This is a genomic window from Paenibacillus sp. J22FR83 (genome assembly GCF_059691955.1).
Genome location: NZ_JCAUAM010000002.1, coordinates 192,354 through 215,968 on the forward strand (window position 1 = coordinate 192,354; position 23,615 = coordinate 215,968).

18 protein-coding genes are annotated in these 23,615 nt (G+C 46.6%); 9 read left to right on the plus strand and 9 right to left on the minus strand.

Annotation, left to right across the window (positions count from 1 at the left end; translation table 11 throughout):
* Positions 1-61: 61 nt before the first annotated feature.
* The 4 genes from AC58PV_RS04420 to AC58PV_RS04435 are packed head-to-tail and all read left to right on the plus strand — an operon-like array spanning position 62 to position 4,524.
* Positions 62-1,741, plus strand: a complete 1,680-nt coding sequence (locus AC58PV_RS04420; RefSeq protein WP_497431062.1) for a spore germination protein — start codon at positions 62-64, stop codon at positions 1,739-1,741.
* Entirely contained in the window at positions 1,728-2,900 is a 1,173-nt protein-coding gene (locus AC58PV_RS04425; protein ID WP_497431063.1) for a Ger(x)C family spore germination protein, read from the plus strand. The genes AC58PV_RS04420 and AC58PV_RS04425 overlap by 14 nt, the downstream gene beginning before the upstream one ends.
* Positions 2,901-2,903: 3 nt before the next feature.
* The gene (locus AC58PV_RS04430; RefSeq protein WP_497431064.1) at positions 2,904-3,137 is read left to right on the plus strand and encodes a hypothetical protein; all 234 of its coding nucleotides are present in this window, start codon (positions 2,904-2,906) and stop codon (positions 3,135-3,137) included.
* Between the two features lie 4 nt (positions 3,138-3,141).
* On the plus strand, positions 3,142-4,524 hold the full coding sequence (locus tag AC58PV_RS04435) for a GerAB/ArcD/ProY family transporter (protein WP_497431065.1): 1,383 nt from the start codon (positions 3,142-3,144) through the stop codon (positions 4,522-4,524).
* A gap of 89 nt (positions 4,525-4,613) precedes the next feature.
* Here AC58PV_RS04435 and AC58PV_RS04440 read toward each other — a convergent pair whose 3' ends face one another.
* Complete coding sequence (locus AC58PV_RS04440) at positions 4,614-5,705, minus strand: ParM/StbA family protein (RefSeq protein WP_497431066.1); 1,092 nt, start codon at positions 5,703-5,705, stop codon at positions 4,614-4,616.
* 198 nt (positions 5,706-5,903) lie between these two features.
* Between AC58PV_RS04440 and AC58PV_RS04445 the strand changes: the two genes are divergently transcribed.
* From AC58PV_RS04445 to AC58PV_RS04455, 3 genes are all read left to right on the plus strand, one after another.
* Positions 5,904-6,947: a peptidoglycan DD-metalloendopeptidase family protein gene (locus tag AC58PV_RS04445; RefSeq protein WP_497431067.1), complete on the plus strand. Its 1,044-nt coding sequence runs from the start codon at positions 5,904-5,906 to the stop codon at positions 6,945-6,947.
* A 1-nt stretch (position 6,948) separates the two neighbouring features.
* Entirely contained in the window at positions 6,949-7,401 is a 453-nt protein-coding gene (locus AC58PV_RS04450) for a bactofilin family protein (RefSeq protein WP_497431068.1), read from the plus strand.
* 84 nt (positions 7,402-7,485) lie between these two features.
* A complete protein-coding gene (locus AC58PV_RS04455; RefSeq protein ID WP_497431069.1) occupies positions 7,486-8,220 on the plus strand; it encodes an HAD family hydrolase in 735 nt (244 codons plus the stop codon).
* Between the two features lie 78 nt (positions 8,221-8,298).
* Here AC58PV_RS04455 and AC58PV_RS04460 read toward each other — a convergent pair whose 3' ends face one another.
* Together AC58PV_RS04460 and AC58PV_RS04465 are read right to left on the minus strand one after the other, a co-directional pair.
* Positions 8,299-9,210: an ABC transporter permease gene (locus tag AC58PV_RS04460; RefSeq protein ID WP_497431070.1), complete on the minus strand. Its 912-nt coding sequence runs from the start codon at positions 9,208-9,210 to the stop codon at positions 8,299-8,301.
* A 19-nt stretch (positions 9,211-9,229) separates the two neighbouring features.
* Positions 9,230-10,165, minus strand: a complete 936-nt coding sequence (locus tag AC58PV_RS04465) for an ABC transporter ATP-binding protein (RefSeq protein WP_497431071.1) — start codon at positions 10,163-10,165, stop codon at positions 9,230-9,232.
* A 217-nt stretch (positions 10,166-10,382) separates the two neighbouring features.
* Here AC58PV_RS04465 and AC58PV_RS04470 point away from each other — a divergent pair, with 217 nt between their 5' ends.
* Together AC58PV_RS04470 and AC58PV_RS04475 are read left to right on the plus strand one after the other, a co-directional pair.
* Positions 10,383-11,585, plus strand: coding sequence for a sensor histidine kinase (locus tag AC58PV_RS04470; RefSeq protein WP_497431072.1), 1,203 nt, complete (start codon positions 10,383-10,385; stop codon positions 11,583-11,585).
* A 68-nt stretch (positions 11,586-11,653) separates the two neighbouring features.
* Entirely contained in the window at positions 11,654-12,337 is a 684-nt protein-coding gene (locus AC58PV_RS04475; RefSeq protein WP_497431073.1) for a response regulator transcription factor, read from the plus strand.
* Positions 12,338-12,690: 353 nt separating this feature from the next.
* Here the strand turns inward: AC58PV_RS04475 and AC58PV_RS04480 are convergent, their stop codons facing one another.
* From AC58PV_RS04480 to gltB, 6 genes are all read right to left on the minus strand, one after another.
* Positions 12,691-13,167, minus strand: a complete 477-nt coding sequence (locus AC58PV_RS04480) for a hypothetical protein (RefSeq protein ID WP_497431074.1) — start codon at positions 13,165-13,167, stop codon at positions 12,691-12,693.
* Between the two features lie 69 nt (positions 13,168-13,236).
* Positions 13,237-14,070, minus strand: coding sequence for a helix-turn-helix transcriptional regulator (locus tag AC58PV_RS04485; RefSeq protein ID WP_497431075.1), 834 nt, complete (start codon positions 14,068-14,070; stop codon positions 13,237-13,239).
* A 304-nt stretch (positions 14,071-14,374) separates the two neighbouring features.
* Positions 14,375-15,541: a copper amine oxidase N-terminal domain-containing protein gene (locus AC58PV_RS04490; RefSeq protein ID WP_497431076.1), complete on the minus strand. Its 1,167-nt coding sequence runs from the start codon at positions 15,539-15,541 to the stop codon at positions 14,375-14,377.
* A gap of 5 nt (positions 15,542-15,546) precedes the next feature.
* Positions 15,547-16,980 (minus strand): S41 family peptidase, encoded by a 1,434-nt coding sequence (locus tag AC58PV_RS04495; protein ID WP_497431077.1) that lies wholly within the window; start codon positions 16,978-16,980, stop codon positions 15,547-15,549.
* A gap of 523 nt (positions 16,981-17,503) precedes the next feature.
* Positions 17,504-18,988, minus strand: coding sequence for a glutamate synthase subunit beta (locus tag AC58PV_RS04500; RefSeq protein WP_497431078.1), 1,485 nt, complete (start codon positions 18,986-18,988; stop codon positions 17,504-17,506).
* Between the two features lie 25 nt (positions 18,989-19,013).
* Positions 19,014-23,606, minus strand: coding sequence for a glutamate synthase large subunit (gene gltB, locus AC58PV_RS04505; protein WP_497431079.1), 4,593 nt, complete (start codon positions 23,604-23,606; stop codon positions 19,014-19,016).
* Between the last annotated feature and the right edge of the window lie 9 nt (positions 23,607-23,615).

Below are 23,615 nucleotides of genomic sequence, written 5' to 3' on the forward strand. Positions count from 1 at the left end.
CAGAACATAATCTACGCATTCTTGTTTCTTCAACTTGAACACGGCAGGAGGTGCCTCTCGCTTGGCCAAAACACCTAACTATTTGATGAAAAGCATCCTGCAAAGACGCAAATCTGGACCATCCGGCGAGGACACTCCACCTCCCCCTAATTTGAAACAAGCTCTCAACGTTCCGTTCATCGAAGATCTTAAGCAGACGAAACTTTCGCTGCTGCTAGACGAGAATCATACCTTTATTAAAGACATGTTCCAGGAATGCTCCGATGTCGTTGTCAGGGAATTTGAGATTGATCCCCATATCCCTGCTCTGCTTCTTTTCGTAGATGGCCTAACTAATACACAGCTTCTAAACGATACGATGAAATCGCTCATGCTGATTGGAGGCGGCGAAACCTCTATTGAACGTATTGCGAATGTGATACTGCCCGTGTCCCAAACGCAGATTTCTGATAATTACGGAGACTTGCTGACTTCTGTGCTTGGCGGTGACGCTGCTCTGCTCGTTGAAGGGAACGCCAAAGCCATTCTGCTCGGCATCCGAGGCACAGAGAAGCGTTCTGTCGGTGAACCCGAGACAGAAACTGTCGTGCGCGGGCCGAGAGAAGGTTTCATAGAGAGCATTCGAACGAATACCTCGATGATTCGCCGCAAATTAAAAACGCCTAAACTCAAGATGAAATCCATGTGTGTTGGCAAAGAAAGCAATACGAATCTGGTCATTTGTTATATGGATGACTTAGCTATGCCTTCCTTAGTTGAAGAAGTCGTCAAGCGTCTAGAACAGATCAAGATTGATGCCATTCTCGAATCAGGCATGATTGAAGAACTGATTCAAGACAATGCCTATTCACCATTTCCGCAAATGCAATATACGGAGCGCCCTGACGTCGTTGCTGCCGCTATCCTTCAAGGTCGAGTTGTTATCCTAACAGACGGTACCCCGTTTGCGCTCATCGTACCGTTCGTCTTCACTCAAATTATGCAAACGAGCGAAGACTACTATGAACGGTTCCAGATTAGCACACTCTTGCGACTGCTTCGATATGTGTTCATGTTCCTGTCCTTAACGACGCCGGCACTGTATGTAGCAATAACGACGTACCATCAAGCACTACTACCAACTGCCTTGATGCTTAGCATAGCTGCCTCTCGGGAGGCAATTCCTTTTCCATCCGTTGTTGAGGCCTTCATCATGGAAATTACCTTCGAAGCCTTGCGGGAAGCTGGTATCCGACTTCCTAAGGCGGTTGGCTCTGCCGTCTCCATCTTAGGTGCGCTCGTCGTGGGACAAGCAGCCGTTCAAGCGGGAATTGTATCGGCACCTATGGTCATCGTCGTATCGATTACAGGTATTGCATCCTTCACCATTCCGCGATTTAATGGTGCGATTGCCATTCGAATGCTACGCTTCCCTATTCTGATTGCTGCGGCCATTTTCGGATTCTATGGCATCTTTTTCTCCTTGATGATTCTGATTGGGCATATGGCAAATCTCCGTTCCTTCGGAGTTCCCTATTTATCACCTGTCGGTCCCCTGTCCACGCCAGATTTGAAGGATGTCCTGATTCGGGCACCTTGGTGGCAAATACAGAAACGTCCCCAGTTTATGGCTGTGCAAGATAACACTAGCCAGAGCAACGAACTGCCGATGCAAATCAAGAAAGCAGGCGGCTTAGACGGCAGCAACATCAGCCATGTACACAAAGCCAGTAAGGAGGAACAATCGAATGATACTTCCTAAACAGCGCATTAGGGTGATGGTAACCTTACTGCTTTCCGCCACGCTGCTCACCGGTTGTTGGGATCGTACAGAGACCAATGACGTCGCATTCGTGCTTACTTCATCCGCAGATTTAGAAGATGACGGCAGGTATCGCGTTACGTATATGTTCCCTCTTCCTGGTTCCATGGGTGGAGCTAGCGGGGGAGGCGGCGGCACGGCTGGCGGCAAAAGTTATTACATCGATTCTGAAGTCGGGACGACCTTCCGAGATGCCGTCAGTAAGCTTCAATTGCGGATGTCTAGACGCATCTTCCTCTCTCACCGCAGAACAATCGTCATTGGGGAAAAGCTAGCGGAAGCCGGCATTAATTCCTTATTCGATGTGCTTCCGCGTTCACCAGAGAATCGGATGACGAGCTATCTAATCGTAACCAAAGGCAAGGGTTATGACCTGTTGAACGCTGATCCTAAGCTCGAACGTTTTCCCGCAGAAGTCATCCGTGAGTTAAGCAAATCTCGCAGTGCCATGCCGACAACGATGAAGGACGTCGGGATGTCTTTAAGCTTTCATAGTGATCCCGTCATGAGTTACTTGGAACCTCGGAATAGTCAAATCGCCAAAGAACCTTCCCATGAAATTCAATTCGTTGGTTATGGGCAGTTCAAAGGGGATAAGATGGTTGGCATATATAAGAAGAAAGAAGCTTCTGGCCTTCTATGGCTTCGCAATCAGGTGAAAGAACAGCAACTTACTTTTCCAATCGAGGAAGGTAAAAATATTTCCATTTCAATTGTCGGCGGCCAAACAGCGATCACGCCTAAACTTCTGGAAGACAAAGTGAAATTCGATATCATCGTGGATGCACGTGGAGCTGTGCGAGAGGACTTGTCCGATGAGGACCTGTTCAATTCTGATGGCCTTCATAGGCTTGAAACCAAGTTTGCCGAGCAAATCAAGCTATCCATACTCGCAACGATTAAACAGATGCAGAAGGAAAGTACGGATTCCGCACAGCTTGGCCTCATGATCTGGCGAACCCATCCTCAGCAGTGGAACGATCAATTCAGTAAGGATTGGGAGCACTACTTCAAAGAAGCCGAATTCAATATTGTCGTGAACGCCTCCATTCCTGACACCGGCGTGATCAACCACAATGTAACCAAAGGAGGAATCTAAGCGATGGATGGGATTTTCATCATCAGTTTTCTCTTTTTACTAATTGGGTCGATATTCATGGATCGCAAAATGCTGCGTAAGGAAAAAAAAGGGATCAAAATGACTTACGGCATAACGGTAGGATTCATCCTCCTTTTTCTCACCATGAAAATTTTCCACATCAGTATACCGATGCCTTCCTACTTTTTTGTGAAAAAAGTTTCGCCATGGCTCATCCGCGTACTTGGCGTTAACTAGAAAGGTGGTGTTTATTATCGATACTAACCAAGTCATCAATGAACGTCAGCTCTCATGGCTAGCTTCCTCGATCGTCACGAGCGGAGGTATCCTCACCTTGCAAAATGAGTTAATTCGCATTAATCAAATGGATGCTTGGTTTAGCTATTTGATTTCTATTCTTTATGTCTTCCTGATTGCCGGCTTCTTTAGTTACATGGCCAAGCTATACCCGAGTAAGAACATTTTTGAAATTTCCAAATGCCTATTAGGCCGGTGGGGCGGCACCTGTGTCAACCTACTCATTTTGTTTCATTTCTGGCAGATTGTCGTTCGGGATATTTCTTCTGTATCTCGATTTAGCTCCACACTTTTACTGCATGTAACACCGCTAGAAATTCTCATCTTGCTCAACTGTTTGCTGCTTATTTATTTCGGAAAAACAAGTGTAGAGGTCATAGCACGTGTAAATGATCTGTTCTACCCTCTTTTTGTCGTAACAATGATCATCATGCCATTGCTCTTATCAAACGAATTTTTTCTGCGGCTCACGACACCCTTACTCACGATGCCTCTTCAGAACTGGACGGCAAGTTCCATTCTAACCATCGGGAGTGCTGGCGATATTTTCATTCTAGGCGCCTTTCTTCACATGCTGTCCAACGCCAATCATGTTCGTTCAGCAATTCGACATGGCTCCTTGCTTGGTTTTTTCCTGCTTACCCTTCTGCTCTTCGTAATTATTGCTGTTCTCGGTCCCAAGATGCCTGCCAACTTCTCATACCCTAGCTATAATCTGGTGCAAACGATTCATGTCACAGATTTCCTAGATCGCCTTGATCTTGTCATGCTCATGATCTGGTATCCAACGGTTTTTTCTAAAATAATAGCGATTTATTTGGCGCTCCTGATCGGCATCAGTTCCCTTTTCAATGAGCGAAATTATCCGATGATTAACAAACCTATCGCATTGCTAATTGCACTAAGCACATGTCTCTCTTTCAAAAGCACCACCGAGCTGCTCTCCTTCTCCAACTTCAGCTCACCAGTTATTGTTCTGGCTTATCAGCCCTTCATTATGATCATCCTTTTTGCACTCGGGTATTGGAAGCAAAAGAAGGATCCGAATGCTTTTCCTGATTCTTCGGGAGGGACTCATGTTCAGAAGGATCCGATACAAAATTCAGGTAAACTGAGCCAACGCCTGACCTACACGCAATGGCTTTGGGGAGGCAATGTCTTTTTGGCTATATGCATAGCTTTTGTTCTAATCGGTCTTATGCTTGGCGAGAAATCTACGATGATTGGCATAACTTGCGCGGTAGGCTTCAGCAGTTGCTTACTTCTGGCAAACTTGACCACTTATATGGAACTCACCAAGCTGAAACAAGCCGAGAGCAACAACTAGGGTGAACCGAACTGCTACCGTGAAATTCGATTTGGAGGAATGCTTATAACGAAATGAAAAAGCACCCGCCTCAGCAGGTGCCTTATAACTTAAACAGGAACTGATTGATTTAAACGGCTTTTTGCGACCTTCAAGTAGCCGTTCACATTTAAGAATTCACTATCGTTCGTGAACCGCAATTTCATTGCTCCTGCCGCGTCTTGAATGTACGGCTTCAGAGCACTTGCACCGCCGCCAATCACGTAAAAGCATTGAATGTCTGGGCATTTGCGCCAGCGCTTCTTGATCATCTCAACCATGCGTACAGCAGCTCGGCGAAAGTGGAGATCTACGATGGGCCGAATATCTACTTGGCCTTCTCCTGGAAGCTGAATCGTGAATTGACGATTCTTCACACGTTGCGCTAGCTTTGCTCGGCTTGGGAACAAGTGGCCGTAGGCATCTTCTACGTCACGGATAATGGCATCCAAATACGTTGCAATACCGATCTGCTCGCCATGGCTAAAATGGTTATCAATCGCCATGCGTTTGATGACAGGGAAATCCGTCGTCAACGCACCGATTTCGCAGACGCCGATGCATCCGTTGTATATTTCTTCGTCTTTGACCTGCAAGCTATCGTGTGTTGCCATATGGAACATGGCCGCAGCACCCTCAATAGAGACAGCTACTTTGCGGATCGAAACTTTAATTTTACGATTATGGAACTGTGGTGTGGAAAGGAATGTCACTTCGTGCTCACCTAGAAGTCGATGTTCAAATGTCTGATTATATTTCGGGAAAGATCGAACTGGCAAACCCGTACCCAATGTGTATTCAACTTCGTCAACGTTGCCATAGCCAGGGTTAACCCCTTGATTAGTGAGACCCTGATAAGCAAGTGCAGTCAATGCTACAATAAGGGATTGATCCGATAGCGCTTTATTGTCCGTATCTTCTAGCTCTAGGTTATCCTCGTGCTCTAAGGCGAGCTGCCCTACGAAATACCGTTGATTCCTTTGTGAAAGGCTTGGACTGTAGATAACAACATCCAATGCTTTCCAAGGTGAATCTTCTTCTTGCAAAATGTGTCTTTCGTAGCCCGGAGCTATAATATTCGGAATGACTAGTGGTTCTCTAGACCCATCTAGCACCAACTTAATACTATCGTTCCCTATGTCAATACCTGCAAGCTTAATCATATGTGCCTCCACTCCAAATCTACAGCTTCTGTAATTGTCTTGTTAATTTCGATCATATACGACAGGATTCCTTCCTACTTTAGACTCATTTTACTAGGACTAGTAGGCAAGAAGGCAGGTTTTTAGCAAAATATGACGAATCATGTACAGAACTTCACTTTACCAAATTCAACCATGACAGGAGTTAATTTAGCCCTTATGAAGCTTAAGTGGAAACCAAAAAAACTGACACTGGTTATCATACCAGACGCTACTAATCAATCAGTCGTCAGGTTTCGCATTCCCCATTTAGCAGCCTATATCGCGGCAGCATGCTTTTCCGTGCTCATGCTGATTTCCATATCGATTTACTTTGTACACGCACATACGGTCAAACAGGCAAGCGACCTGCAATCGAAACTAAGCGGAGTCAACCAGCAATGGAGCGCAACCCTTTCTTCTAAGAATGAAGCTATCGAGCTCTTGCAAAATGAAGTGATTCAACTGTCCCAGCAAGCTGAACAGATGAAAACGCAGGTCGAAGAAGTGAAGAAGCTTGAGAGTGATCTCAAGACTATCGCTGGAATTGATCACGAACCTAGCAACGTAGCCGTTGCAAGCAATTCATCCGCAGACAAGGCTAAGAAAGATGCCAACCAGCCGATAATCGGCGAATCGCCTCCTTCAACTGGTGTAGGTGGAAGTCCTAATCCCGTTTCACAGGATATTATTCTTAAACTAGGTCAGGATACGCTCGCTTCTTTCACGGCACTGAATGGCGAGGTGCAAGCGTTGCAAACGAATCTTACCGCCACGAAACAGAAAGTGGCCGACAAACAGGAGCAGCTTCGTATTACTCCGACGCTATGGCCAACTAGCACGAAGGTAGTGACTTCCCCTTTTGGCTACCGCTCAGATCCATTTACCAAAATACCGAGTTATCATTCTGGCATTGATTTCGGTGCTCATGAGAATGATCCGGTGTATGCAACTGCAGCTGGTAAAGTGGTCAGTACAGGCAAGGACATTTACCACGGTAATAACATTGTGATTGAGCATTCCAAGGGCTTGCGCACCTGGTATATGCATTTAAATAAAATCCTAGTTAACAAAGGTGATTCTGTTGAAAAAGGCGGTACGATCGGCTTAGTCGGATCTACAGGCCGAAGCACAGGGGCACATCTCCACTATGAAGTACTCAAAAACGGCGAAAGCGTCGATCCCAAGCCTTATCTGAAATCGATTCGAAAGGATGACAACTAACATGTTCAAAAAAACAAAAAACCTCATGAATCCAAATACAACCGATACATTGATCGGTGAGGGGACGAGCTTTGAAGGCCGCATTAAATCAGAGGCGAGTATTCGTATTGAAGGTGGAATAACTGGAGATATCGATTGTGCGGGTGACGTCATTATCGGCGAGCACGGGGTCGTGAAATCCAATATCTCCGCACGAGATGTGGTTCTAGCTGGGAGCGTTCACGGCAATATTACGACCAAAGGCAAATTAACGATTACGTCTACAGGTTCTTTACACGGCAATATTAGCGCAGCTTCTTTCATCATTGAGGAAGGCGGCGTCTTCCAAGGCAGCAGCAAAATGGAAACGAAATCTGAAGCACCTGCACCTACGCCAAACAATGAGTCTGAAACTGGGAACCGACCAGTCGCTGCTCCTGACAATATGTATAGAGGCAACACCGTAGCCATGTAACGATCGAGCACTAGGATTGATGCTTTCCGCATGATATACTAGTTGGAAATTCATTTCTAACTGATGTAGGAGACACGGGAGCTTATGAGAGAACAATCCATCCTATTTGATCTAGATGACACGTTAGTGCATTGCAATAAATATTTTGACTTTGTAATCGATCAGTTCGTTGATCTCATGCTGACTTGGTATTCAGGACATGGTCTAACGAAACAGGACATTCGGCAAAAACAGTTGCAAATCGACCTTGCTGGTATCCAAATTCACGGCTTTATGCCGGAACGGTTTCCGCAATCGTTTGTTGAAACGTACCAATGGTTCGCGCAACACTATAACCGTCCTGTCAGCAGCAAAGAAGTGGACTGGCTTATGCAGCTCGGGCATACCGTGTATAGTTACACCGTGGAGCCTTATCCGCTGATGAACGAAACCCTTCACAAACTTGGGCAAGCTGGCCACAACTTGTTTCTATATACTGGCGGAGATGTTTCGATTCAAATGAAGAAGATCAAGGATGTCGGTCTTGACGAATTTTTCCAGGATCGCATCTTCGTAACCGTCCATAAGACACGTGAGTATATGAATGCATTGATGCACGAAAAACAATTCGACCGAGCGCACACATGGATGATCGGCAACTCGATCACAACAGATGTCCTGCCCGCTCTCCATGCCGGTATCCACGCGATTCATATTCCCGTTGTTGATGATTGGGTATTTAACAATGGGACGATCGACGTCACGCCGAAGGGCGCGTTCTATCAGCTGCCTTCCCTGCTGGAAGTACCAGAGGCTATCCAATCGTATACGAAGAAATAACAAAGAACGATCCCCCGGTGAAAGCTGAACCGGAAGGATCGTTCTTTGTTTAGCATGGGCGACATAGCAGAAGTTCTCTTATGCTGCCACATCGCGTCTGCGAAATATTTCCCAGGAAAGCACGTTGAATAATAAGAAATAGAGAATGAGCACAGTGATGGAGAATCCCAAGGTCATTCCCTCAGCCAACGGCTGTCCCTCTAGATACTGCGTGAGATCCGTATTCGCAAATAAGTAGTATTTGCCCCATGTGTATCGCATCAATACGATCGTGATGATTTGACCAGCGAACATGATGAAAATACTAAGACCTATCGCTAGAGAGGCGCTGCGAAATACTGTCGAGATCATAAAGGCCAGCGTGACGATCATGACGAGCTCAATCAGTTTGAATCCATATGTTGCGAACACATAGAGGAGCATGTTCTTCTCCAGTACTTGTCCAGCATCGTTGACTGTTAAATGCGGAAGATTTAATCGCCCAAAGCCATAAACGAAGCCGTTAACAATCAAGGCTGTAATAAATAAGAGAATCAGTAAGGTAGCAGCAAATATCAAGGTTGTCAGATACTTCGATAACAGTATCTTGGCCCTGCTAGCCGGACGTATGAGCAGCAGCTTGATGGTCCCCCAAGTAAACTCCCCTGCCACCATATCACCGGCAATAATAACGGCGAATAAGGTCACAACCAGCACAATTAAACCTGCTGCAGTCATCATTCCTCCCCACAGCGTATTCTCCATAGGCGGATAATTATGATCCAGCATGTATTGCTGAAGCGCACTATCTTCACGCATTTGCTTCTTAAACTTCTCTGGAATATCGGCGTTAGCCAGCTCCGTCTTATTATGTTGAATCGTTTCTGCGGCACGTACCTTCCAGCTATCATCTTTCTGATAATCCGAATGGGATAACACACCTGTCAGTACAACAATAACAACTAGCAGAATCGCTAAAATCCATGTCCGGAGTCGATGATAAATTTTCATATGCTCATTCCTGATGAGATTAAGCAATAGGATCACTTCCCGTCATTTCTAAAAATTGATCTTCCAGCGACTTCGCCGATTTGCGAATGCCGTAAATGGCAATGCCCGCTTCAACAAATCGCTTATTCCAGTGGGCCGTTTCTTCTTTATCCAATTGCATAACAAGTTCGTTATCAATAACTTCAGCCTGGATACCATGCTCAGAGGCTATCTTCAGCGCTTGCTGTACAGCATCGATTTCGTAAACGACCCGATGTTTGCCATCTTCCCTGGCAAATTCCTTGATAAGTCTGACATCGACTAGTTTCCCATTTTGAATAATCGCCACACGGTCACACATCAGTTCCATCTCTGCTAATAGATGCGAAGAAACGATTACGGAAATACCTTCTTCTCGGGTAAGTTTACGCAAATGATCACGAAGCTCACGGATCCCTGCTGGATCCAATCCGTTGGTAGGCTCATCCAGAATCAGGACTGAAGGCTTATGTAGAAGCGCTTGCGCAATACCTAATCGTTGCCGCATCCCCAATGAGTACGTCTTGACCTTGTCATGAATACGATTCGTCATCCCAACTAGATCGATGACCTCCTCAATTCGCTCGTCGCCAATACCTGGAATCATCCTGGCATAATGCACCAAATTGTTATAACCGCTTAAAAATTTATACATTTCCGGATTCTCTACAATCGCGCCAACATGGCGAATAGCCTCTTCAAAATGCGTGCGAACCGAATAACCACCAATCCGAATATCTCCCTCGGAAATCGACATCAATCCAACGATCATACGGATGGTCGTCGTTTTACCCGCACCATTGGGCCCGAGAAAACCGAACACCTCGCCGCGCGGCACATCGAAACTCAACTTATCAATAATGGTCTTAGAACCAATGCGTTTGGATATATGATCCACCTGTACGATAGGCGCAGCAACTGCTTGTGATGTTGACATTCGACATCTCCTCTCATTTTTAACCAATATAATCCAATCCTACCCTATCTGACTTCCAATGTCATGCCCAATGCGTTCAAGCAACCTTAGCACAAAGCATACAAGTCATCGCGACGGCGTGATGGTCATACGCAATCATATGACTGCGCTCACTATGGCTTTCCCCTAATTTTATGTACAATGGAAAGATAAGATCTGTCAGTAAAGGAGTTCCTCTATGATCCAACGAAGACCGTGGCACGGTGTGGAATGGTCACTGTTCATCGTCTTGACCGGCGCTGCACTGCTTGGTTTACTATATAGCTGCCTGCACATCTATGAACAACCATTTTCACACATCCTATTAACCATATTGGCTATTTTACTCTCATACGGGGTTCCTTTTATATTCTGGCGACCCCACTATATTAATCCGACCTGCTATCCAATTGCTGTTCTACTAACCGGCATTCCCCTGCAAATTTACTTAGCTTGGATGGAGCAGGATGCCTTACTTACCATTAATTGCCCAATTATGGTCATTGGATTCCTCACCGACCGAAAAAATGCGTGGTGGACCGCCCCCACCTTCATGTTAGGCATGCCAATGACCTATTTCTTCCTTCTGCACAGCGGTATGGGCGTCGGACAACTATTTAGCTTTATTCTGAATGCCGTTCTCTTCTTCGCAATCGGGCTCAGCTTGCAACGTGCTGTTACTTCCAACGAGAAGACTGAGAAGCTGTTAGGTGAGAACCAACGTCAATACCATTTGATTCATGAGCAAAATAACGTCCTTGAACAGTACGCGAATCAGATTGAGCAGCTTACTTTAGTTGAAGAGCGCAATCGGATGGCTCGTGAGCTGCATGATACCGTTGGACATACATTTACTTCCGTCATTATGGGTATGGATGCTGTCTCGTATCTCATCGAGGTTTCGCCAGAGAAAGCCAAGCAAAAGCTCGACGTCCTGCGCAATGTGACCCGAGGTGGCCTAGAAGAAGTACGCCGCAGCATTCATCAAATGGTCCCCCAAGAGGGAGATATGCTGTTGTCCCAGCAACTGTTGCGACTTGCCAATGAATTCGCTTTGCACACAGGAACACAGATTCACTTCACAACGGTCAGTGACGAGTTCGAAATTCCCAAACAAACGAAGCTCTCGTTAATTCGCTGTCTCCAGGAATCACTGACGAATGCTAAGCGCCATGGCAAAGCAGCTTCGATTGAAATCGTACTCACCTATGCCGATGACCAAATCTCCCTACGGATTGAGGATGATGGTATTGGTGCCGACCAATTGAAAATGGGCTTCGGGATTACCGCCATGCAAGAACGGATAACAGCGCTGCAAGGCACATTGCAGGTACGCTCCTCACCTGAGAAGGGGACCGTTGTCCATTGTTTCATTCCTGTTAAACGTTTTCCGACGTTTTAGACTTTAAATAAACATTTAAACCCTGCAAGCCCCACTAACCACCTAAATAGCTGTGAGGAGGATTTTCAATGACTATTAATCAAGCTCCACTCAAACTACTCCTAGTCGACGATCAAGATCTAATTCGTGAAAGCTTGCACATTGTACTGGGCATGGACCCCGAGATCGAAGTTGTCGGCTTAGCCGAAAACGGGCAAGTGGCTGTTCAGTTGACCCAAGATACGCAACCCGATGTCGTTCTCATGGACATTCACATGCCGACTATGGATGGCGTTGAAGCTACCCGTCGGATTAAGTCTACCTGGCCGCATATTCGTGTTATCATTTTGACCACATTCCAAGAAATTGGCTATGTCGTCGATGCACTTAGTGCAGGAGCAGAAGGCTACTTGCTTAAAGCTATTCATCCCAAAGAGCTGGCCACGGGAATCAAATGGGTTCATCAAGGCGGCACCTTAATTCCGCATGATATCGCCAAAATGCTCGTTCAGCAGGCTCGCGATGGCGGTAGTGGTGGTTCTTCCGAGGAGAAAGAAGAGAGCAGCGTTCGCACAGAGACGTATGGCCTCAGTGATCGAGAGCTGCAGGTGCTTCACAGCATCGCCGACGGGCTCAACAATCGTGAAATCGCCGAGAAGCTATTCTTGTCCGAGGGTACCGTGAAAAATTACATTTCCAATATATACTCGAAAATGGACGTCCGAGACCGTGTTCAAGCTTCCAAAAAAGCGCACGATGAAGGGATTCTGTAAGCGAGGGAAGTTTCAAGAGCAACGATTGTAGAGTCCGATCATGCGTTGGTAGGATTGAAGTTCCGCCCCACCCTCTGCTCTTGCTGAATAGATGGATTTTATGTAGTTAATGTGTGGAATTTCTTGATCAATCGTAGAATAGATGGAAAAAGTACAGGTAATTGGGGCCATTTCACCCGATTTGAGAAATAGAGGTTAATTTACCTACATGTTTTACAGTTAAATCGCATTTTCGAGCAATTCCGTCGTAAATAGCTGTATATTTTCCAGTTATTGTTTAAAAAGCATTCATTCTGGCATGCAAGAAAGACCGCTCTTCCTTTTTAGAAGAAGCGGTCTTTCTTATCGTGATGCTATTCAAAGAGCTTCTCGAAAAAACCCTTTTTTCTTTTGCGAATCTTCGTATAGCTCTTCACCCTAGAGAACGGTAGGGACGTATCCTCCGTTGATGAATCAAGGATTGGCTCCCCGCTGAACTTTACTTCCTCCGATGCAACTGGCGCATGTTCAAGCTCCATCTTATCTTCTTGATTCGCCCCATGCTGATGAACAACAATCGTGTTGACCAGTTGCTCATGCAGCTTGTTCTCAAGTTGGTGCCTGCATAGTCGCAGAAATTGCTCTTGTTGTCTATTCTGGAGTTCAAACTGCTCATGAAGTTGCGCTTGGAGCTCTTCTACCTGCTTAGAAAGAAGCAAAACGGTCTTTTGCAACGTATGCAGATCTTTCGCCTTAAGTGGCTCGTCCAGCTCACTTTCATCCGCGAATTCCTCATTCCCTGCTAGTAACGCCTGCAATTCAGCAGTTGAAAGGAAATCTTCTTTCTTCATGCGCTTTCCTCCATCCCGTACATACACTTTCTCTTATTGTACATGAGAATAAGGAAATGTTCACGTTTATTAGTCTAATGAGTTCACTATAGTCATGAACTTCCTAAAGTATTGCCCCTTATCTCCAACCTTTGTCTTCGCATATACTTTTTTCAACATATTGCGGACAGTCCCCTCGGTAATTCCCATGTTAGTGGCAATTTGCAAAGCACTTTGATTCGACAACCAGGCATAAGCAACCTCAGTTTCTCTCGAAGTCAATTGATACGTTTGGAACTGTTTGTATATGATTTCCCTTTTCATCGCAGGATTAGAATTTCTATATTTATTCACGATATCATTCACTATTCTCTCAACTAAAACGCATGCAAAACTAACATCGAGCCCTTCCTTCATAGATAAATCTAGATACCCAATAACTTCACCACTAACCCTAATTGGGTGACAGATGCACGTCCAATCGGCAAACATCTCTAAGCTATGATCCCCGCCTTCTACAACCGCTGCAAGCCCTGTATGCATAGCTAAAGATATCCCGTTGATTCCCGCAGCCTGTAAGGAAAACGAGCACTCAGGTACAACATTGTACTGCTTCAATGCATGCAATAGCGAATCTGCACCTTCAATATGGACCGCTGTCCCTTGCTCATCCGTAAGTATATAAAAGTGTGTACACGGTATCATGGATGAAATTTCTTCTATTTCTATCTTGGCAAGCTCAGTCCATTGTTTATTACAACGCTTCCCGTCAATCCATAAATGGGTAGGTAATGATGTAGTTCTCGTTACCACGCCATAGTCATCCACAAGTCGATGCAAATCATTTTTCTCTCGTGCCGATAAGTCATTATAGTGAATCCAAGTTTTTCGACTCCTTGTTACCTCCTCAGCAAAGACACTCACAGCTCAAACTCCTCTCACCGTTTGTATACTCTTAACATCCTCCGAAATAAGATATAGTTCCGAACGCAAATGAGCCATCCGTTTACACATCGAAGTATTATCCATACAACTTAACATTGGACGTAAAGTTCATAGAGAGTAAAATAACGATATACAATTAGTGTGCAATACCGAATTATACCTAATTTCCAACAAAAATAATGTAGAATAATGTCGAATCAATCCCAACGGATTCCTAAATTTGCATAAAAAAAAGATCAAATCCTCCATAAGAGGAATTTGATCTCTAATCTGTACTTTTCCGTTATTGAATAAATGTCATCGACAATTGAATACTGTCCGATATTTTCCACGTACCATCCGCTTGCTTCTTCAGAACAGTAATGCTGTCCGCATTGAAGTTTCTAAATTCCGGGCCGCTTACTTTCTCATTCTTGCTTTGAATTCGAACATACGCCTCTTTTTCGCTTGCTTTTATAAGCTTCACACTGGTGAAGGTCGATTTGAAGTCAAATACAGCGGCGAGTTGTTTCCATTGCACCGTTTTTTGAGAGAGATTGGGGTACGAACTGTCGTATTGAGCCAGAAGAGTTTCGAAATCTTCCTTCTCAGATAGCACACGATCTTTCTCAATCACTGCCAAAATTTTAGCTTGCTCCTCGGCGGATAATGTAATCACTTCTTCTTTGTATTGATCTGCTTTCAAGTAATCAATTGTGTTAATGATGGATTGACTGGTTTTCCATTCGCCATCGACACGTCTAAGCAGAGTCACCGCTTCAATCTGGTTATTTTCAAATGCAGGCCCTTTTACCTTCGTCGTTTTTTGTGTAAAAGCAACACTGGCTTTATCTTTGTCCACTTCAACCGTATCGCTAACTTTAAAATCATAGGCCAAGTCATATAGGGCAAAGGTTTGCTCATAGATGGCTTTAGTATTCTCATAACCAGGCGTTGCGGGATCCACCGTTGCTACTATCGCATTCGCATCTTCACGCACACTAGCATCGAGCTGCCTCTGCAATACATGCTTAATTTGTTGCACAGTATCTGCAATGTATACAGTTCTGCTTAATCCATCCCAACTTACTTCACGCCCAGATGCTTCTCCAACGAAACGAAGCGGAATGAAGGTCACATTGTCCTTAATGACAGGCGCTACCTCTAGGTCTTGTGCCTTTCCGTTAATATAAACAGTCTTACTTCCAATTACCAACTTCACGCTAAGCTTATCGCTAGAGCCTGTCACTTCCTGTTTATTCGCGTCCCACTCCACTTTCAAACCTAACGCTTCAAAAGCTGTACGGAACTGTACCAACGTATTCCCTTCCGTAATAAATGGTTGAACTTCAAAAGCTAATGCCTTATCATCCACAAGAACCTTGATACCTTGATCTTCTGCTGCGCTCACCCCAGCAACTCCTGTAAGTAATGATGCAGCAAGCATCCCAGAAACGATCCACTTTTTCATTCACACTACTCCTCTTCTTTTCTAAAATGTAACTGCAAACCGTACTCATCTTCCACCCACGTCAATCCAGCTAGTTGCTTCTGAAATGCCTCGAGTCGAATCCAACTTATCCCACCGCTTAGGAAGGCATCACCTGTCATTGTGGAGGAAACGGAAACGGGATAGTTAATCGTTGAGATTTGAGATTTAATTGATACATCGCGGTTAACGGCGTCCCAGTGAATATCCCCCTCGGCTAAAGCTGCTAATAGACGTGCAGGCACGTAGTAACTTTCTTGTATTTTTTTGAATGGAATGTTCACAGGCCAATCGACTCCGTTGACTTGGGTCAGCGTATCGGTAAGCTTTAAATCCAATTGGGGAGTTCCCAACCCAAGCATCGCCCGTATCAGAGGTTCAAGCTCACCGCTAACTTGTATGTCTGGCTTAATTCCTACATCATTGACCTCGTGCTTCCCTGGTGTCAGCCATTCCATACTGGTGACCTTTAGCGTTCCGCCGCTAATCAGCGGGAATACCTGTTGTGCTACTCCCTTACCGTAGGAACGGGTACCCATAATCGTTGCAAGCTTGTGATCCTGCATAAAACCTACGAACATCTCAGAAGCGCTTGCACTATCCTCATTGATTAGAACAGTCGTCGGTAGATCAAACCGCTGCCCATCCTTAATTTCCAGTGGTTGAAGTTCCGCTGCCCCTTGCTTCTTTTCATACATGAAGGTCCCATTCTGTATAAAATGCCCTGCCAACTTCTTCGCAATCTCTATGTAACCACCGCCATTATTGCGTAAGTCAATAATTAAAGAAGTCATTCCTTTTGCTTGCAACTCAGTCAATGCTTTAGCAAACTCTATTTCGGTATTCCATGCAAATGTATACAAAGCGATGTAACCAACTTTTCCTTCAAGCATATGGTGGGCACTAATTGGAAATTGCATCTGTTTAAAAGTAATTGTAATCACTTTATTTGCTTCACCGCGTAAAATCTTAAGTGTAATAGTATCACCCTCTTTTTTGCCTACAAAAGCTTTCGTTAGCTCACCTATCGTCAGCGCAATCTCCTGTTTCTCTCCAAGGGCTACCAAGTAGTCGCCGGCTTGGAGTCCCGACTGCTCAGCTGGTGTTCCAGGGTACACTTGATTTATATAAATGCCCTTGTCATTTGTTGCAATACGAAATCCTAATCCTACTGCTTGGCCATTGACCGCATTCTGGAATGAACTTGCTTTGTTAGGTTTGTAATACTCCGTATAAGGATCATCCAGTGAATCGATCATACCTTGTAGCGCAGCATCCAATAGTTCATCCTGTGTCGTACCACTGATATGCAAGGAACTGAGTAAACTCAACACCTCATCGAAACGATAGGCTGCTTGAGACTTACTAACTTTAGCGGGGATACCGGAAGTACTGTCATCGTTCGCTCCTGCCGCTTTCAACGTAGATGGAGCGATTGACAGGGTTAAAGATAGGCTTGCTATAACGAGAAACGTCTGATACTTCCACTTGAATTGGATAGCTCTCTTCCTCTCACTCTGAAATAATTAACATTCATTTCATTGTAAAATACTACTTTAAGAATTGACCATATCCCATATGGGATATGGTCTTGAGAAAAGAGCTGCGGGTGTCATCGCCTCACTATTCCGATGACCGATTTCAGAGACCATTTCTCCCCCCACAAAAATGCGCTCACATCCATTTCCAAATAAGGGTCTGCCATAACGTTATTTACGCCATATAGGTGTTTGTCAGAAAATTAGCGTTACGCAATAACGTTATTTCGATATAAATGAGTGAAATTGGGTCATTCAGCCTGAATAACACTGTGCCGTAACGCTATTCTTCCGATTTCTGTACCAGATGAGCAAATAAGATGCTTCCATAACGTTATTTCGGGCGAACAACAACAAAACTGCTTGCAGGTAACTTTCTACCTGCAAGCAGCCCTCACTGATGATCTTATGGTAAATTTGATGATCCCATCAAGAATCGATCCACTTCACGCGCGACAGCACGACCTTCGTTGATCGCCCACACAACCAGGCTTTGCCCACGACGCATATCGCCAGCCGCGAAAACCCCGTCTACGTTCGTAGCGAACTTCCCGTAATCGGCTTTGGCATTGGAGCGCTCGTCTTTGGCAACGCCAAGCTGATCCAGCACTGTGTTCTCAGGACCTGTGAAGCCCATCGCGATTAACACCAGTTGCGCTGGGTAAACTTTCTCGCTGCCAGGCACTTCCACAGGCACGAACGCGCCTTTATCGTTCTTCTGCCACTCGATTAGAACCGTGTGCAACTCCTTCAAGTTGCCGTTCTCATCCCCCACGAATTTCTTCGTGTTGATCAAATACGTCCGAGGATCTTCGCCTTGAAGCGCAGCCGCCTCTTGTTGACCGTAGTCCACCTTAAGTACTTTTGGCCACTCCGGCCAAGGGTTGTTCGCTGGACGTGTTTCCGGTGACTTTGGCATAATTTCGAACTGCGTCACGCTCTTACACTTGTGACGAATGGAAGTTCCCACGCAGTCCGTTCCGGTATCACCACCACCGATGACAATAACGTCTTTGCCTTCGGCGGAAATGAATTCACGATCCGCATGCTCGGAATCGAGCAAGCTCTTCGTGTTCTTGCTCAGGAATTCCATCGCCAGATGCACGCCGCCGAGCTCACGGCCCTCGATCGGAAGATCGCGGCCTTTCGTAGCTCCGCCGCATAGGACGATCGCATCGAATTCCTCTTGCAGCTTCTCAATCGGATAGTTCACACCCACGTGAGCACCCGTTATGAAGGCTACGCCCTCGGCTTCAAGCAGATCTACACGGCGCTGGACGTACTTTTTGTCCAGCTTCATGTTCGGGATACCGTACATCAGCAAGCCGCCAACGCGGTCTGCCCGTTCGAATACGGTAACCCAATGTCCTGCTTTGTTCAGCTGCGCTGCTGCTGCAAGCCCGGAAGGACCTGAACCCACAACCGCAACCTTCTTCCCCGTGCGGGTTTCTGGCGGTTCAGGCTTGATCCAGCCTTCATCGAAGCCTTTGTCGATGATCGCTTTCTCAATGCTTTTGATCGTAACCGGTGTATCTTTCAAGCCTACTGTACAAGAGCCTTCACATGGTGCTGGGCATACACGGCCTGTGAATTCCGGGAAATTATTCGTCTTGTGCAGACGATCCAAGGCTTCGCGCCATTGACCTCGATACACAAGATCATTCCACTCTGGAATGAGGTTGTTCACTGGGCAACCGGCAGCCATGCCGCTGATTAGTGATCCTGTGTGGCAGAAAGGAATCCCGCAATCCATACAGCGAGAGCCTTGTATTTGTAATTTATCTTGCGTAAGCGGTGTCGCAAACTCTTTCCAATGGCCGATTCGGACCAGGGGAGCAGCTTCGGATGCCACTTCACGAGCATGTTCTATAAAACCGGTTGGTTTACCCATTTCCGTTTATCCCTCCTGAGTTTCGTTAATTTCCACCGACACGGGAAACATCTCGCATATTCGCCTCGAAAGCAACCATAACCGCTTCCTGCTGGCTTAGACCGGAACGTTTCACTTTCTCGATAGCATCAAACATCCGTTTGTAGTCCTTCGGTATAACCTTCACGAACTTCCAAACGTACTCATCCCAGTGCTGAATAACTTGGTGGGCAACGCTGCTATCCGTAAATGTGGCATGATGTTGAATCATCGTTTTTAATTCATTCATCTCATACGTTTCTTCCAACTGCTCGAGATACACCATCTCTTTATTCACTTTGCTTTGGAACTCACCATTCACGTCCAGAACGTAGGCAATACCGCCTGACATACCCGCTGCGAAGTTACGCCCTGTTGGACCCAGAACGACGACGCGACCACCTGTCATATACTCACAGCCATGATCACCGACACCCTCGACGACAGCACGTACGCCACTGTTTCTCACACAGAAGCGCTCGCCCGCGATACCTCGGATGTATGCATCCCCGTCTGTTGCTCCATAGAATGCCGTATTGCCGATAATGACGTTCTCTTCAGGTACAAAAGTCGACTTACTCGATGGGAAAATCGCCAGCTTACCGCCAGACAATCCTTTCCCAACATAGTCATTGGCATCTCCTTCAAGGGAGAGTGTGATCCCTTTCGGTACGAAGGCACCAAAGCTTTGACCTGCTGATCCTTCAAAATGTAGACGAATCGTATCGTGTGGCAAGCCTTCCACGCCGTGACGGCGTGTCACTTCGCTGCCCACGATTGTTCCGACAACACGGTTCACGTTCGTAATTGGCAGAACCGCGTGTACGTACTCTTTGCGCTCAATCGCTGGCTCACAAATATCGAGCAGCTTCGTCATATCCAAGGAGCGATCTAAGCCGTGATCCTGCTGCATAGAGCAGAAGCGACCAACTTCTTCGCCCATATCAGGTTGGTGCAATAGAGGCGTAAGATCGACACCTTTGGCCTTCCAATGTTCGACCGCTGGCTTGGACTCCAGGATATCGGTACGTCCAACCATCTCTTCAATGGTGCGGAAGCCAAGCTCTGCCATCATCTCGCGCACATCGTTCGCGATGAAGGTCATGAAATTCACAACATGCTGCGGGTCTCCAGCAAATTTCTTGCGAAGCTCCGGATTTTGCGTAGCAACCCCAACCGGACAGGTATCCAAATGGCAGACGCGCATCATCACGCAGCCGATTGTAATTAATGGTGTCGTTGCGAAGCCGAACTCCTCGGCACCGAGCAGGGCAGCTACGACAACGTCGCGCCCTGTCATCAGCTTGCCGTCCGTCTCGACGACGATCCGGCTGCGCAGGTTGTTCAGCACGAGCGTCTGATGCGTCTCCGCCAGACCGAGCTCCCAAGGCAGTCCCGCGTGACGAATACTCGTCTGCGGTGACGCGCCTGTGCCTCCGTCGTAGCCGGAGATGAGGACAACATCCGCCTTCCCTTTGGCTACGCCGGCAGCGATCGTGCCAACACCCACCTCGGACACCAGCTTAACGCTGATCCGTGCCCGCGGGTTGGCATTCTTGAGATCGTGGATCAGCTCTGCGAGATCCTCGATCGAATAAATATCATGATGCGGCGGTGGCGAAATCAAGCCCACGCCTGGCGTAACACCGCGAACCTCGGCTACCCAAGGGTACACCTTGGTTCCCGGGAGCTGACCGCCCTCGCCGGGCTTCGCCCCCTGCGCCATCTTGATCTGAATCTCGTCAGCATTGACGAGATAATGGCTCGTGACGCCGAAGCGGCCGGACGCCACCTGCTTAATGGCACTACGGCGAAGATCGCCGTTCGCATCCGGCGTGAAGCGTTCCGGATGCTCGCCGCCTTCGCCGGTGTTGCTCTTGCCGCCGATGCGGTTCATCGCAATCGCGATCGTTTCGTGCGCTTCCTTGGAGATGGAGCCGTAGGACATGGCTCCCGTCTTGAAGCGCTTAAAGATCGATTCGATCGGCTCCACCTCTTCGATCGGAATCGGTGTGCGTCCTCCTTTGAAGCTTAGCAGTCCGCGCAAAGCCATATATTTCTCGTCTTCCCGTTTGACGAGCTTAGAGAAATTTTTGTACATCGCATAGTTATTGCTTCGTACTGCCGATTGCAAAGCATGCACAGTTTCCGGGGTATAAATGTGATCCTCCCCGTCTCGGCGCCATTGCAAGTCCCCGCCTGTATCCAGCACGCGATCGCGTCCCTCTTGCTCAGAGAACGCACGGCTGTGACGCATCAAGGCTTCCTTCGCAACCATGTCGATACCGATACCACCCACTGGTGTGTACGTCCAAGTGAAGTAGCTGTCTACCAGCTCTTGGCTCAAGCCGATCGCTTCGAAAATTTGCGCCCCGCGATAGCTTTGAATGGTGGAAATCCCCATTTTGGCCAACACTTTGACTACACCCTTCGTGACAGCTTTGATGTAGTTATAAATCGCCTTCTCATGATCAACGCCAACGAGCTGCTTACGCTGAATCATGTCGTCTAACGTTTCTAACGCTAAATAAGGGTTGATCGCACCTGCGCCATAGCCTAGCAATAAGGCAAAATGGTGCACTTCACGCGGCTCACCAGACTCGACAAGCAAGCTGACTTTCGTACGTGTACCCTGACGAATCAGATGATGATGCAGGCCCGATGTTGCCAAAAGGGCTGGAATCGGTGCGCTGACGCTATCAACGCCACGGTCAGATAGAATAAGTAACGTTGCGCCATCAACAATGGCTTGATCGGCAGCTGCATACAAGGCTTGCATGGCATTCTCGAGCCCAGCTGTGCCTGCCGCTGCTTCGAAAAGCGTCGGCAACGTCACCGTTTTGAACCCATCACGATTAATATAACGGAGTTTCGCCAACTCATCGTTGGAGAGGAACGGCGACTTCAAGCGAATTTGGCGGCAGCTCTCTGGCTCCGGCTTAATCAGGTTGCGCTCTGGCCCAATCGTGGTGCCCTGCGCCGTAATAATTTCTTCAAAGTTCGCATCAATTGGCGGATTCGTTACTTGCGCGAATAATTGTTTGAAATAGTTATACATCAGCTGCGGACGATCTGAAAGCACCGCTAGTGGCGCATCCGTACCCATGGAACCGATCGGATCCACACCTGTTTTGCCCATAGGCTCAAGGGTCTTGCGCAGTTGTTCAAAAGTATAGCCAAATGCTTGCTGACGCTGCAGAATCGTATCATGGTCAGAGCCAAGTACCATTGGCGCATCTTCAAGATCCTCCAAGGAAATGAGATGTTCATTCAACCAATCCCGATACGGCTGCTCGCTGGCGATGCCGCTCTTAATCTCTTCGTCTGTCACGATGCGACCTTCAACAGTATCTACAAGTAGCATTCGCCCTGGTCTCAAACGGTCTTTGTACAAAATACGCTCAGGCTCAATATCAAGCACGCCTACTTCAGAAGCAAGAACGATCAAATCGTCCGTTGTCACATAGTAACGCGAAGGGCGCAAGCCATTGCGATCAAGAATCGCTCCGATTTGACTGCCATCCGTGAACGCAATTGCTGCTGGCCCATCCCACGGCTCCATCAAGGTGCTGTGATACTCGTAGAACGCTTTCTTCTCATCATCCATCCCTTCGTGCTTAGACCAAGGCTCTGGTACCATCATCATAGCCGCATGCGGCAACGAACGACCTGAGAGCATCAGGAACTCTAGTGTATTATCAAACATTTGAGAATCGGATCCATCCGTATCAATGACAGGAAGAATGCGCTCAAAATCTTCACCAAATAAATCGGAATCACACATCGCTTGACGTGCGTGCATCCAGTTGACGTTACCGCGAAGCGTATTGATTTCACCATTATGAATCAAATAACGGTACGGATGCGCACGTTCCCAGCTTGGGAACGTATTTGTACTGAACCGGGAGTGAACAAGCGCTAAGGCAGATTGGACCCTCTCATCTTGCAATTCCACGTAATATGCATCAACTTGCTCAGGTGTTAGCATCCCTTTATATACGATCGTTCTGCTAGACAAGCTAGAATAGTAAAATTGCGATCCCGGGTTGGATATTTTGATAGCGTTTTCAGATAACTTGCGAATGATATACAGCTTGCGTTCAAAATCGAGATTCGTCGCAATATCCGCGCTTTGGCCGATAAACACCTGACGAACATACGGTTCAGCAGATATGGCAGAATCCCCCAAGGAACTGTTATTCGTTGGAACGGTTCTCCATCCAATAAACTGTTGACCTTCTTGTCTGACTATTCTCTCAATTGTGCTTTCGCAAGCTTGGCGAGCCTCTAATTCCTGAGGCAAATAAACCATACCTACCCCATAAGTACCAGAAATCGGCAGCTTCATGTTCTCTTTTTCACAAGCATATTGGAAATAAGCATCTGGTATTTGCATTAAAATGCCTGCGCCATCTCCCGTATTCTGTTCACAACCTTGCCCACCGCGATGATCCAAATTGCAAAGTACACGAAGCGCTTGCTTGACGATGGCATGAGATTTGACACCCTTGATATTGGCTACAAAGCCTATACCACAAGCATCATGCTCATTCCTCGGATCGTACAATCCCTGTTTGGGAGGTAATCCATTAATTGTCATGTTGAGCAA